This window comes from Sinorhizobium sp. 22678 (assembly GCF_052044265.1).
Taxonomy (GTDB): domain Bacteria; phylum Pseudomonadota; class Alphaproteobacteria; order Rhizobiales; family Rhizobiaceae; genus Sinorhizobium; species Sinorhizobium meliloti_A.
In genome coordinates this window covers 1-13,066 of record NZ_JBQEMS010000036.1, presented here as the reverse complement: position 1 = coordinate 13,066, position 13,066 = coordinate 1, and the positions used below count along the sequence as shown (strand labels likewise).

Genomic DNA, 13,066 nt, shown 5'->3' with positions numbered 1-13,066 from the left:
GAGCCCCCGCCCGCGCGCTCGAGATGGGGTGCCATAGGCATGCTCGCCGGAAAGGACCTTGCAATCTGCCCCGATTGTAAAGTGCGTGGATGCATGATGGTCTCGCCGACAAACAAGCCAACCGGAGGGAGTCCTGGGTTCGCACGGCTGCTTGACCGCGGTGTCGCATAAGACATTCTCGCGAGCGATCAAAACTGCAGCCCCAACCGCAAGGCATCCAACATGGCGGCATGGACAGAACGGCTGCTGACCGCGTCACCGATACGGTGCAGCTCAAAACCGTTCGGTGCTCGCTCCCGCAAAGGCGCTGGCCCTATTAGGCTTGCGATTTCCGTTGCACCATCGTTTACAGATAGAAGCCGCAGTTCATCGAAGAGTCCGTTGACCGGTATCGTCCCATGCTCGACAATTATCTGGGAGTGGGTAGTAGAGAGTTCTCGGCCCGTTAGCAGGTGGCGCAAGACCGCCAACCGCCGCCCGTCCTGTGCGCTGACCGAAACGAGTTCGTGCTCCAATAGGACGTGCACGTTGTGCTCGGCGAAGGCCTTTCGGTAGGTGATGCTCGAATGATGCTCCATTTCCGGCGCGATGGAGGGATCGCGGGCAACGAATGTCACCCTCTTCCCGGCCGCCGCGATCTCCGCGGCGGCCGAGGGCGCGGGATGACGCCCGGTCGCGTCATAAATCAGCACGTCATCCGCGATCTGCACGGGATTCCCAAGAGCGTCGAAGACACTAAGGCACAACTCGCTTCCCCGCACGGGGCCGAAATCTGGAATGCCGCCGGTGGCAACGAGAACGAGATCTGGCGCGTCGGCAAGAACGTCCAGCACCTCCGCATAGACATTGAGCCGGACATCCACCCCGAGGCGCTCCAGCTCGGCAACGCGCCAGTCGACGATGCCGATCAGGTCGCGGCGGAGGCGGGCCTTGGCAGCCAGCACGAGCTGCCCGCCAAGCCGGCCCGCCGCTTCCAGGAGCACGACGTGGTGGCCCCGCTGGGCGAGCACCCGCGCCGCCTCCAGCCCAGCCGGCCCGCCGCCGACGACGACCGCCTTGCGCCCGGCATGTGGCGAGCGCCCGATCACCTGCGGCAGCCAGGTCTCGCGGCCGGTTGCCGGATTGTGGATGCAATGCACCGGACGATAGAGACAATGCGATGCGCCGACGCACGGCCGGATCTGGTCCTGCCTGCCCGAGCGCAGTTTGTTGACGATCTGCGGATCTGCCATATGCGCACGCGTCATGCCGACCATGTCGACCAGCCCCGCATCGATCGCGTAGCGCGCGGTCGCGACATCCGCGATCTTGGCAGCGTGGAAGACCGGCAGGCTCGTTTCCGCCTTGAACGTCCCGACTTGGCGCAGCCATGGCGCGGATGCCGCCGTCATGTCGGGAATGTTATAGACCAGCAGGTTGAGGCGGGTGTCGAACCGGCCGAAGATGCAGTTGAAGAAATCGACCAGCCCTTCCCGCTCCAGCCTGTTGGCAACGGTGACTGCCTCGGCAAAGCTCAGGCCGTCCTTGTGATCCTCATCGATCGTGTAGCGGATGCCGAGCGGATAGTCGGCGCCGACCTGGCTGCGGATCTCCTCATAGACCATACGCAGAAAGCGCATCCTATTTTCAAGCGAGCCGCCGAATTCATCGCTGCGGCGATTGACCATTGGAGACAGGAACTGCCCAATCAGGTGGCCTCCAGTCATCGTCTCGATGCCGTCGAGACCGCCCTCGCGCGCCCGTCGCGCCGCATGGCCAAAGTCTCGCACGATGCGCGCGATATCATGGCGGTCCATCTCATGGGCGAAGTTGCGGTTATAATCCTCGCGGGAATGGGAGGGGCCGAGCGCGGGAAGCCACGCGCCGACCGTGGCATTCGCCCGCCGGCCGACATGGGAAATCTGGCACATGAGCGCCGCCCCATGGCCGTGGATGCGCTCGGAAAAGGTGCGGAACGCGGGGATGACCGCATCGCTCGACACGTCGAGCTGCGTGCCGCCCCAGCTCGTATCGGCGGAGATGCGCGCCGAGCCGCCGAACATCGTCAGCGCAAGGCCGCCCTTGGCCTTTTCCTCGTGATAACGCTGATAGGCTTCCAGCGGGTGTCCGCCCTCGTCCAGGGCGGTCTCGTGACTGGTGCTCATGATCCGGTTGCGCAGAGTAAGCCGGCCAAGCTGCAGCGGTCGCAGCAACGGATCGGCCCTGCCTGCCGGCGCAGCGGCTGGGTTTTGCTCCTCCATGTCCGGCGCCTCCCCGCCTATGCCGAACCGAGGGCCTTGCGCATGGCCTCGACGCATTGTTTCAGCGGCGGGGTAGGATCGACATTGTATTTCCAGTTGGTCAGCTCGATCGTCAGCGATCCTTCGTAATTCTGGCTGCGTAGATAGGCGACCAGCTTGTCGAGATCGATGATGCCATCGCCCCAGGCGAGGTGGCTACCGCCGGCATCGGAATCGGTGAAATGCACATGCGCGACGCGCCCGGCGAGGTGGGTGAAATAGTCCTCCGGCGTCTCATGTGTCATTACCGCGCCGGCCACGTCGTAGACCGAGTGAAGCGCGGGGCTCTTGAGCTTGTCCATCAGCTCGCGGAGTTCTTTGGCCGAACGGATGATGTTGGCAAAGGAGTCCGGCAGGGATTCCATCCAGAGATCGATGCCGAGTTTCTGCGCGCGGTCGCAGAGGATGCCCATGGAGTCGACACAGCGCTCCAGTGCCTGTTCCGTCGGCTCGTCGCGATAACCGCCACCTGCGGTGACCAGAAGCGCTGGGGCGCCGCATTCGGTGGCAAATTCCATCGACTCCAGGAAATAACGCAGCGAGCGGTCGCGCAGCTCCGGCTCCTTCGCGGAGATATTGACCGGATAGATGCACTGCTCAGGCGTGAAGGCAACGATGTCGAGGCCCATGCCACGCACTTTGCGTCCCAGCGCCCGCGCATCGGCCAGCGTCTTGTCGCCGAGATAGAAATGCGGCGCGGCGGCCCACAGCTCGATGCGGGAGACCCCGGCATCACAGACATCGGACAGAAACCGATCCATCGTATGCCGCACATAGTGGAAATTCATCACGCTGATATTGCGCTCATCAAGTGCCATATTCTGTCCTCCTCTAGTGATCCCCGATGCGGCAACTTCAGCTCGTTTATGCGAACGTTCTCATTCCAATTTTGCAGGTCAGCGCGCCGCTTCATGGCGGCTAAGATGTCCCAACACTGAATTCGGTTGTCGTCTCGCCGATGAAATCGGCGATCTTTGCCGCCGTCTCTTCAGGCGTCCAGCCGAAATGCGGGGCCGCAAGCTTCGCGGCCCTGTCCACATGGCGTAGGCCGAGATCCGGCTCCCAGCCAACGGACAGGCGGCGGCGCAAGATATCCGAGAGCGTGCGCGCCTGCTCGCGGAGGACAGCATGGGTGACCGAGGCTTCCGTGACTTGATCCATATCCGGAAGATGCAGCGACGGCGCATCGAGCCGGCGCGGCGGGCCGGAAGGTCTTAGCCGGCGCGCAACGGCGCGCGTCAGCCGCCGCCCTGCATCACGGTGGGTCATCAGCAGCCCGCCGGTGAAAGTGAAGAAATTCGGGAGGCCCTCATCGGTGAGATCATGCTCGCGGACGACGGGCGCAGACCCCTTGCCGTCCCTGGCAAGACTGCGCGGCCGCACGCCAGCCCAGGCATAGAGCACATCCTCGCGCTTCAGGTCGAAACTCGGGAACAGGCGGCGAAGCTGATCGAGAATGGCGGCGATCTCCGCCTCCGTTGCGCGAAAGCCTTCCGGCCTACCATCCGAGGCAGAATCCCACGGGCCGACATAATGAAGCTCGCCCCAGGGGATTAGATAGAAGGGTGCACCCGCCGCCGTCACGGTCTCGAACCCGATGCCGCGCAGGCCCTCCGGCAGGCGGACAACGATGTTAGTGCCCTTTTCGCCGGTATTCTTGCAAATATGCGGCGCCCCCGCCAGCGCAGTGATCTCATCGACCCAGACGCCCGCGCAATTGACGACCGCACGCGCCAGAACATCGCGCGATCCCTCGGCGGCCGTCAGAGTGACCCGCCAGAGATCACCCTTCCGCGCCAGCCCCGTCACGGCCGTATGGTTCAGCGCCTCCATGCCGATCGCCCGCGCCTTCATCACCGTATCGACCACAATGCGCTCCGGCCAGTGATACTGGTATTCGGTAAAGCTCATCGCCCCGCGAATGCTCTTGAGCCCCACCATGCCCTGAAGCGCCGGGTGCGCCCGCGCCTCTTCAGCGGAAAGGATGCGAAGGTTGAGCGGCACCTTGCCGCCGTCGCTTGCCGCCATCAGACGAAAAGCCAGGCGGGCTTTCCAGCGGGGAATGGCGTTTTCCGGCGTCAGCGGAATGAAGAAGGTGACGGGCTTCACCCGCCCGGGCGCCAGACGCACGAACTCCGCCCGCCCCTGCATCGAGCGGCGCATGAGGCTGACGCACTCGATCGCGCTGCGCGGGTGGGCCAGAAAGGCAGCAATCGATCCGCTGGCGGCAGAAAGGTAGCCGAGCCCGCAATGCTGCAACCGCGAGGTCTTGCTGGAGGTGCCCGCGCCATAGTCGTCGCGCTCGACCAGCAGCGTGCGATAGCCCGCCGCCGTCAGGTGCTGACCAGCCGCCGCGGCGATGATGCCGCCGCCGACAACCACGGTGTCGTAGATCTCGGTCACGCTCCACTCCCGCCCATCGCCGCAGCGATGACATTCCCGTTCCATGTGAGAACGTTCGCAAAGTTTGGGCCGAGGTGTCAAGGTCCGCTTGACACCTCCGCGAAATTTACAATACGTATTATGACGTCATATAGAAAGGTCCGACCATGTCCCTCCCCTCCGCCTTTGACGCCGGCGTCGTTGCGGCGCTTTCCGCCCTCGACGCCAAATCGGTGAAGCATGTGTTCTTCGTCGCCTGCGGCGGCTCGCTGTCGATCATGCATCCGGCCAAGTTCCTGCTCGACCAGCACGCGCCGCTGCCGTCAGACATCTATAATGCCGCCGAGTTCGTCGCCCGCGCTCCGCGCTCGCTCGACCGGAATGCGCTGGTCATTCTCTGCTCGATGACCGGCACCACGAAGGAAACCACCGCCGCGGCCGAATTCGCCCGTTCGAAAGGCGCCACCACCATCGGCCTGACGGTGGAGCCCGCCTCCCCCCTCGCAAAGGCAGTCGACCATGTTGTCGGCTTCGAAGCGCCCTACACGACCGGCGTGCCGATCGATGCGAAGAACAGCAATTATTCGCGGATCTACCAGATCGTGATGGGTCTCGTTGCGCTCACCGGCGGCGAAGACTTGACCGAGACGCTGATCGACAGCCTTGTTGCCCTGCAGCCAGCAATCGACCGGGCGCAGGCCACCTTCGCGCCGATGTTCGAGGACTTTGCGCCGCGGTTTGCCAAGGAAGACGTGGTCTACACGGTCGCCAGCGGCGCGAGCTACGGCGCGGCCTATTCCTTCGCGATCTGCGTGCTCATGGAAATGCAGTGGATCAACAGCCAGGCGATCCATGCCAACGAGTTCTTCCACGGCCCCTTCGAGGTGCTGGACAAAAACCGCGCCTTCATCCTGATGAAGGGTCTCGACAGCACGCGGCCGCTCGAACAGCGCGCCGACGAATTCCTGCACCGCTTCGGCTCGGCCGAGAACATCCTGGTGCTAGATGCTGAAAAGCTCGATCTCTCCGGCATCGACCCCCAGTTCTGGGGCAACGTCGTGCCACTGATCTTCTTCGACACGCTCTGGCGTTTCGCCTATAAGATCGCCGACCTGCGCAAGCACGAAATGCTTGAGGCGCGGCGCTACATGAAGAAGATCAGCTACTGAAAAGGCCTGGAAGAGCGGATGGAAGATCAAGCGAACCTTTTGCCGCTCTACGAACAGGTCCGGCGCGCGATCCTGGCCGGCATCGAAACCGGCCAGTTCGCCGAGGGCAGCTTTCTGCCCCCCGAGCCGGAGCTGATGGCGCGGTATGGCGTCAGCCGGATCACCATCAGGCGCGCCATCGGCGAGCTTTGCGGCGACGGCCGCCTGCAGCGGCAGCAGGGCCGCGGCACCTTGGTCATGCCGGGCAAGGTGCGCCAGACGCTCGTTTCCCTCTCCGGCTTTTCCGAAACGATGGACGGGCTCGGCCGAAAAGCCAGCCATCGCATCCTTGCTCGGACCGACAATCCCAATGCGCCGGCCATCCGCGCCCGGGTGCAGGCGGAAGCCCTGATCCGCTTCGACCGGCTGCTGGAGGACGACGGCAGGCCGATGACGCTCGAAACCCTCTGGTTCGACGCGGCGCGCTTTCCCGATGTGGTAGAGACGGTCGCCGCCGGCGGCTCCTTCTTCGCCGCCTTACGCGACATGGCCGGCATTGAGCCGGCCCATGCAGAGCGGCAGATCGACGTCAACCTCGCCTCGGCCAGCGAGCGCGCCATTCTTTCCGTCAGCGCCGCCCAGCCCGTCTACCGCATCGAAAAGATCGTCACCGACGCCGAGGGGCGCCCGCTCGCTTTGTCGCAGCTCGTCACCCCAAGCCATCTGGTCACCTACACGATCAAGTCCTGAAAGGTTCGACATGCATGTTTTTGACGCCGCCGCCGTTCACGCGGCGCTTTCCTGGCAGTTTCTGATCGAGGCACTGCGCAAGGGGCATCTCGGGGAAATGCCTGCCTCCGAGGTCGTGGTGCAATCCGACCCAGCCGGCGGCGAAGCCCAATTCGTCACACTGCCCGGTTGGGCAAATGGCGGCCCGATCGTCGTGAAAATGGTCGGCGTCTTTCCACAGAACACGAGCCTCACGCCACCGCAGCCGGCCGTTCAAGGGCTGGTGGCGCTATTCGACGGCAAGACTGGCGGGCCGCTGCTTATCGCCGATGGCGCAGCCATGACGGCGCGCAAGACAGCCGCGGATTCCGCTCTCGGCGCCGCCATACTCGCCCGCGAGGACGTCGAAGACCTTCTGGTCGTCGGCGCCGGTGCGCTCGCTCCGCATTTCGCCGAAGCGCATCTCGCCGCACGCCCCTCGCTGCGGCGGGTCACGATCTGGAACCGCACCCCCTCCAGGGCCGAGGCTGTCGCGGTCCAGCTTCGGGAGAAGGGCATCGACGCCGTGGTCGGCGAGGACCTCGATGACGCCGTCGCCCGCGCCGATGTGGTGTCTTGCGTCACCATGTCGGACAAGGCGCTGGTCAAGGGCACGCTTCTGCGGCCCGGCGCCCATCTCGATCTCGTCGGTGCCTATCTGCCTCATCTTCGAGAAGCGGACAACGCGGCCCTGACGCGCGGCACGATCTTCGTCGACAGCCGCAACAACATGCAGGGCGGCGGCGATCTTTCGCAGGCCGTCGCATCCGGCGCAATTACCTGGAATGCCGTAGAGGCCGATCTCTTCGAGCTCGTGCAGGGGAAAAGAGAAGGCCGCACCGGCGCTGATCAGATCACCGTGTTCAAGAACAACGGCGGCGCCCATCTCGACCTTTTCACCGCCGCTGCGCTTTCGCAGACGCTCGGCTGACGCCTTAGGCGTCCGCCAGAACCCGTGCCAGAAAGGCCCGCGTGCGGTCGTGCTGCGGGCGCGTCAGCACGTCGACTGGCTGTCCCTGCTCGACGATCACCCCACCGTCCATGAAGATCAGGTGATCGGCGACGTCCCGCGCAAATCCCATTTCGTGCGTGACGACGATCATGGTCATGCCGTCGTCCGCAAGCTGACGCATCACGGCGAGAACCTCGCCGACGAGCTCGGGGTCGAGCGCCGAAGTCGGCTCGTCGAAGAGCATGACATCTGGCTTCATCGCCAGCGAACGTGCGATTGCCGCACGCTGCTGCTGGCCGCCGGAGAGCTGCGCCGGATAGTAGGTCGCGCGGTCCTTCATGCCGACGCGCTCCAGAAGCACCATCGCCTCGTTGACCGCCGTGGCACGCGGCACGCGCTTGACCTGCACCGGCGCCTCGATGACGTTTTCGAGCACGGTCTTGTGCGGAAAGAGATGGAAGCCTTGGAAGACCATGCCCATCCGCTGACGCTGGCGGGCTAGCTCGTTGAAGCTCATCTCGTAGAGCTTCTCGCCCTTCCAGCGCACGCCGACGGGCTCGCCGCGCAGGAAGATCGCGCCGCCGGTCGGCTTTTCGAGATAGTTGAGACAGCGCAGAAGCGTGCTCTTGCCGGAGCCGGAGGGCCCGACGATGCAGGTCACGTCGCCGCGCATCACCGCGACGTCGATCCCGCGCAGCACCTCATGCGCGCCGAAACTCTTGCGCAGGCGCTCGACCTTCAGCAGCGGCTCGGCAGTCATTTGGTCGTTCCTCATATGGCCTCCCGCTGGCGTGCGAAGAGCCGGAATGGGAAAAACCCGCCCGCCTTCTTCGCGCCGGCGTGGTGTTCGGACTTCAATCGGTGCTCGACGGCATGTTCGACGACCGTCAGGACCGTGGTGAGCACGAGATACCAGATCGTCGCGACGAGCAGCAGCGGCACGGTCTGGTACGTGCGCGCATAAACCATCTGGGCGGAATAGAGCAGATCGGGCAGCGCCAGCACAGAGACGAGCGAGGTGAATTTCAGCATCGAGATCGTGTCGTTGCCGATCGGCGGAATGACGATGCGTAGCGCCTGCGGCAGCACGATGCGGCGCAACGTCTGCCCGCGCTTCATGCCGAGCGTGGCGGCCGCTTCCGTCTGGCCTGCATTCACGGCCTGGATGCCAGCGCGGATCATTTCGGCGGCATAAGCGCTCTCGGTGAAGGCAAGGCCCATGATCGCGGCGCTGAAAGGGGTGATGAGTTGGTTGGTGTTCCAGGAAAGGAGCTTCGGCCCGCCGAAGGGAATGCCGATCGAGATTTCGGGCAGGAGAAGCGCCAGGTTGTACCAGAAGATCATTTGGACCAGCGGCGGCACGCCTCGGAAGAACCAGATCCACCCCCAGCTGACGACCTGGAAGACGCGGCTGGCCGACAGGCGCATGATGGCAAGCACGACGCCAATCGCGAGGCCGAGAACCATGGCGAGGAACGTCAGGAGCAGCGTCATGCCGAGGCCCGACAGGATGGCCGGGCTGAACATGTATTCGGCGACGACGCTCCATTGCATGTTCTTGTTGGTGACGAGCACTTGCAGGAAGACGACGGCCAGGATGGCAATGACCACGCCGCCGATCCAGTGGCCGACCTTCGGCACCGCGATGGGCTTGACGTCGTGGATCGAGGGGCGGTGTAACGGTTCTTGAGACATTGTCATATCCTGTGCCGGTCGCAAGCGCCCCCCGGCCCGGAGGAAAAGCCCGGGCCGGGGGGGCGTTCCTAGAGGTCCGCCGGATTTTCTTCCGTGATCAAAAGCGCCTTGGTCAGCATTCCGGAATCGTTCAGACCCCACTTGGCCATGATCTTCTCATAGGTGCCGTCGTCGATCATCGACTGAATCGCATCCGTCATGACCTGCCCGAGCGGATCGCCCTTGCGCACGCCGATGCAGCTGTTCACCGGCGAGAGAACCAGTTCGGACACCTTCAGGTCCCCGGTCTGCTTGGCCATGTAGGCGAGCTTGACGGAACCGGCCACGGTCGCCTGAGCGCGCTGGGAGCGAACGGCGAGCTCCGCCTGGGCCTGCGTGCCGTGTGTCTGCATGGTCACCGGATTATCCTTGCACTCGTTGTCGTTCAGCTTTTCCAGAAGACCGAGATCCCACGAGCCGTTCAGCACCGCAACCGTCAGACCGCAGGCATCAGCCGCCGTCTTGATCTCGAGCTTGCTGTCGGCCGGATAGGCAAACGAGGTGCCGATCTTGCGTTGGGAGACGAAATCCAGTGTCTTCAGGCGTTCCGCCGTGGTGCCGAAGGACGAGAAGCCCGCATCGAATCGCTTGGATTGAAGGCCAGGGATGATGGCGTCGAAGCTCGTCCCTTCGAAGGTGAAGGGCACGCCGAGGCGCTCTTCCATCTCCTTAGCGATATCGACGCTCCAGCCTTTGAGCTGGCCGTCAGCGTCCTGAAACTCGTCCGGTGCCCAATCGTTGAAGACCGCGGCCTTTACGCCGTTTTCCTTGTACTCCTGCGGCAGGGCATCGTGGAGCGCGGGAATGACCTCGGCGAGCGCCGGCATCACCAGCACCGCACTTAGGACACATCCAGCCAGAATGGATTTAAACATGACATCCTCCTTGTTGTAGCGAACACGGTGGGTCCGCGATTGCGTTCTCTGGTTCCCCTTGTGCATAACGAGAACGTTCTCACATATGAGACACGGAGAATGCCTGTCAGTCAAGCGTGCCGGTGCGGAGAAAAAGGTTGCAATAGACGTTGAAATGGAACGCCGATCTGGTAACACCTAAAAAGGACTACAATTTTTCTCAAACCCCAACTGAAAAAATTCTCATTTAGCGAGGCCATAGATGTGAGAGGAAATTTCCCCGGGGCTCCGAAAAGCAAGGCGACGATCGCGGATGTTGCACGCACAGCAGGCGTTTCCACGGCGACCGCGGGCCGCGTTCTTGGCGGCTACGGCTATACTAGCGAAAAGAAGAAGGAGCAGGTGCTCAAGGCCGCCCAGGATCTCGGCTACCGGCCTAATTCGCTCGCGCGCAGCCTCATCACCGGCAAAACCCGCACGCTCGGCGTCGTTGCCGGCGATATCCAGAACCCGTTCTACGCCTCGGTGCTGCGCGGTATCTCCAATGTCGCGGAGGCCAACGGCTTCGGCCTGCTGATCACCAACAGCGACGAAACACAGCTCAAAGAGGTTCATTCGGTCGAGTTGTTGGCGCAGAAGCAGGTGGACGGACTGATCGTCACCCCCAGCGACACTCGCAAGGCGCGGCACCTGCACAATCTGCGGACCATGGGCGTCCCGCTCGTTCTTATCGACCGTGCGGTCGCCGGCCTGATGGTGGACCGCGTAGCAACAGACAACATCGCCGCCGCCGAACATGCGGTGCGCCAGTTGATTGCAGCCGGACACCGCCGGATCGCCATCGTGGCGGAACTCGTCGACGAAGGAAGCGGTGGGCTCGATACATTCCTCGCCCGCGCAGTGGCCGGCGACCCGATCGAGACGGATACGCTCTATCCGAGCTGGCAGCGCCTCCTCGGCTATATTCGGGCGCATAGAATTGAGGGCCTGCCCGTCGACCCGCGCCTGACACTGCAAGCGGGCAGCTATTCCGCGCTCGCGGCGCAAGCGGTCGTCCCGCGCCTGATGATAGCGTCGGACCCGCCAACGGCGCTGTTCACCACGGACGGCACAATGTCCGAAGGCGCCATGCGGGCGCTCACCGAGCTGAAGATTTCGATCCCGCAGGATCTCTCTATCATCTGCTTCGACGATCTCGACTGGATGAGTTTCCACCGCCCCGGCATCACCACCGTGGCACAGCCGCGTCTCGCCATGGGCGAAGCCGCCGCGCGGATGCTGCTCGAGCGCATTCACGGCGAGGGCTATCCGCCTCGCACGGTGTTGATGCCAGCCGAATTGATCGAACGCGGCTCCGTCGCCCGGCTCTAACCCACAAAATCAGCCCAGGCGTTGCGTTTTAATGATTCTCTTCCAACGCCCGCGAGTTTCGCTGGGTTCCCTCCAAGCTCCTGCCGTCCAACTTTGCCCGCATACTAGCCACCGTATCTGTTCAGACACTCCCACGGAGAAATTCAGTTGCCTTTCAAGGTGCAGTTCTTTAATTGAGAACGTTCTCAGTATCTTCTCAGGAGAGTTTGTTAGATGCCACGTCCCGTCAGAATTCTAGCCTTCGGTGACAATGTGGTCGATTGCTACCGCGGCGAGAACCTCATGTTCCCCGGCGGGAATTGCGTGAACCACGCCGTCTTTGCCCATCGCGCGGGGGCGGAGACGGCTTATGTCGGCGCAGTCTGCGACGATGATGCGGGACGCCTGATCCGCGACGCACTGATTAAAGAAGGCGTCGATATTACCTCGCTGCGGATAGAGCCGGGGCGGACGGCCTATTGTGTGATCGAGACGCACGGCGGTGATCGGGTGTTCGTGGGCGCGAACCTCAGTGTGTCGATCATCGCTCCCTCCCAAGCGGACCTCGCGCGGCTTCCTCACTTCGACGCCGTCCACACCGGTCGCTCGAGCCATGTCGATGCGTGGCTGCCGCGCTTCGCCGAGGCGACGAAGGTATCCTACGATCTTGCAACGGTACACGACGCCGAGCGCATCGCCCGCGTCGCACCCTATTGCTTCCTTATCGCCTTCTCGGATGGCGGCGCATCGCGTGAGAAAGCGCTGGCGCTTGCGCAAAACGCGAGGGGAGCCGGCGCACGCTGGAGCCTCGTCACCCGTGGTGCCGAAGGTGCGCTTCTGGCTGGTGAGGGCGGAGTGTTCGAAGCACCGGCCACTCCGGTCGAGGCGATCGATACTCTTGGCGCGGGCGATACTCATATCGCCAACGTCCTCGTCGGTCTTCTCAACAACCGCCATCCAGAAACGGTCCTGAAGGAGGCGGCAGAGGCGGCTGCGAAGACCTGCCTGACGCGCGGCGCCTTTGGACACGCGGCCACCATGAGCGTTGACCTTTCAAACATGATGGACCTGGAGGAGATCTACCGCACCACTCGTTCCGCAAGCCCGCCCGAGGAAGCCAACCGAACGGTCACCCTGGCCTCGGTCCGAGGGAGCGAGCAATAGGCGCCTTGCCTGCTAGTTAGGCGCCGGTTCCGACCACTATCTGCAGAAGCTCCACTTGCTGCAAACCAGATGGATCAATCATCTATGACCCATCGAGCGTCCGCCGGAACGAACGTTCCAGGGGATACATTATGCGATCTTCTTAGCCCCGAAGGTACATTCTATTTCCAAGTGCGACATGCCAATGATTTCAATGGGTTCCCCTTGGAGATTTTGGAATGTCCCGACGCTATTCGCAGCTGAATCTGACTGATCGACGCCGCCTCTTCCACTTTGTCGAACGCAAAGTGCCGATCAAAGAAATGGCGCGCGAACTTGGTCGTCATCGATCGACGATTTACCGTGAGATCAGGCGCAACACCTTCCACGATCGCGAGCTGCCCGACTATAGCGGTTACTTCCCGACCGTTGCTGACGATATCCGCAAAGAGCGGC

12 protein-coding genes are annotated in these 13,066 nt (G+C 63.1%); 6 read left to right on the top strand and 6 right to left on the bottom strand.

The window, feature by feature from the left end; translation table 11 throughout:
* Nucleotides 1-188 precede the first annotated feature (188 nt).
* The 3 genes from ACTJKL_RS29980 to ACTJKL_RS29970 form a co-directional block, all read right to left on the bottom strand.
* Nucleotides 189-2,240, bottom strand: a complete 2,052-nt coding sequence (locus ACTJKL_RS29980; RefSeq protein ID WP_440854572.1) for an oxidoreductase — start codon at nt 2,238-2,240, stop codon at nt 189-191.
* Between the two features lie 17 nt (nt 2,241-2,257).
* Nucleotides 2,258-3,097: a sugar phosphate isomerase/epimerase family protein gene (locus ACTJKL_RS29975; protein ID WP_437406734.1), complete on the bottom strand. Its 840-nt coding sequence runs from the start codon at nt 3,095-3,097 to the stop codon at nt 2,258-2,260.
* 100 nt (nt 3,098-3,197) lie between these two features.
* Nucleotides 3,198-4,682 (bottom strand): FAD-dependent oxidoreductase, encoded by a 1,485-nt coding sequence (locus ACTJKL_RS29970; protein WP_440854571.1) that lies wholly within the window; start codon nt 4,680-4,682, stop codon nt 3,198-3,200.
* A 146-nt stretch (nt 4,683-4,828) separates the two neighbouring features.
* Between ACTJKL_RS29970 and ACTJKL_RS29965 the strand changes: the two genes are divergently transcribed.
* From ACTJKL_RS29965 to ACTJKL_RS29955, 3 genes are read left to right on the top strand one after another with little or no spacing between them, the layout of a single operon-like run.
* Nucleotides 4,829-5,830 (top strand): SIS domain-containing protein, encoded by a 1,002-nt coding sequence (locus ACTJKL_RS29965; RefSeq protein ID WP_411934589.1) that lies wholly within the window; start codon nt 4,829-4,831, stop codon nt 5,828-5,830.
* A gap of 18 nt (nt 5,831-5,848) precedes the next feature.
* Nucleotides 5,849-6,559 carry a GntR family transcriptional regulator gene (locus ACTJKL_RS29960; protein WP_411934590.1) on the top strand — a complete coding sequence of 237 codons (711 nt, stop codon included), beginning with the start codon at nt 5,849-5,851 and terminating at the stop codon, nt 6,557-6,559.
* Between the two features lie 10 nt (nt 6,560-6,569).
* Nucleotides 6,570-7,508, top strand: a complete 939-nt coding sequence (locus ACTJKL_RS29955; protein ID WP_440854570.1) for an ornithine cyclodeaminase — start codon at nt 6,570-6,572, stop codon at nt 7,506-7,508.
* Between the two features lie 4 nt (nt 7,509-7,512).
* On the opposite strand, the gene ACTJKL_RS29950 is transcribed toward ACTJKL_RS29955, so the two are convergent.
* From ACTJKL_RS29950 to ACTJKL_RS29940, 3 genes are all read right to left on the bottom strand, one after another.
* Nucleotides 7,513-8,304 carry an amino acid ABC transporter ATP-binding protein gene (locus ACTJKL_RS29950; protein WP_440854569.1) on the bottom strand — a complete coding sequence of 264 codons (792 nt, stop codon included), beginning with the start codon at nt 8,302-8,304 and terminating at the stop codon, nt 7,513-7,515.
* The gene (locus ACTJKL_RS29945) at nt 8,301-9,224 is read right to left on the bottom strand and encodes an amino acid ABC transporter permease (protein ID WP_440854568.1); all 924 of its coding nucleotides are present in this window, start codon (nt 9,222-9,224) and stop codon (nt 8,301-8,303) included. Before ACTJKL_RS29945 ends, ACTJKL_RS29950 begins: the two co-directional genes overlap by 4 nt.
* A 68-nt stretch (nt 9,225-9,292) precedes the next feature.
* Nucleotides 9,293-10,138, bottom strand: a complete 846-nt coding sequence (locus ACTJKL_RS29940; RefSeq protein ID WP_411934593.1) for an ABC transporter substrate-binding protein — start codon at nt 10,136-10,138, stop codon at nt 9,293-9,295.
* Between the two features lie 243 nt (nt 10,139-10,381).
* Here ACTJKL_RS29940 and ACTJKL_RS29935 point away from each other — a divergent pair, with 243 nt between their 5' ends.
* From ACTJKL_RS29935 to ACTJKL_RS29925, 3 genes are all read left to right on the top strand, one after another.
* On the top strand, nt 10,382-11,488 hold the full coding sequence (locus ACTJKL_RS29935) for a LacI family DNA-binding transcriptional regulator (protein ID WP_440854567.1): 1,107 nt from the start codon (nt 10,382-10,384) through the stop codon (nt 11,486-11,488).
* A 213-nt stretch (nt 11,489-11,701) separates the two neighbouring features.
* Nucleotides 11,702-12,631, top strand: a complete 930-nt coding sequence (locus tag ACTJKL_RS29930; RefSeq protein ID WP_440854566.1) for a PfkB family carbohydrate kinase — start codon at nt 11,702-11,704, stop codon at nt 12,629-12,631.
* Between the two features lie 218 nt (nt 12,632-12,849).
* On the top strand, nt 12,850-13,066 hold a 217-nt coding region (locus ACTJKL_RS29925), incomplete at its 3' end, for a helix-turn-helix domain-containing protein (RefSeq protein ID WP_440854565.1).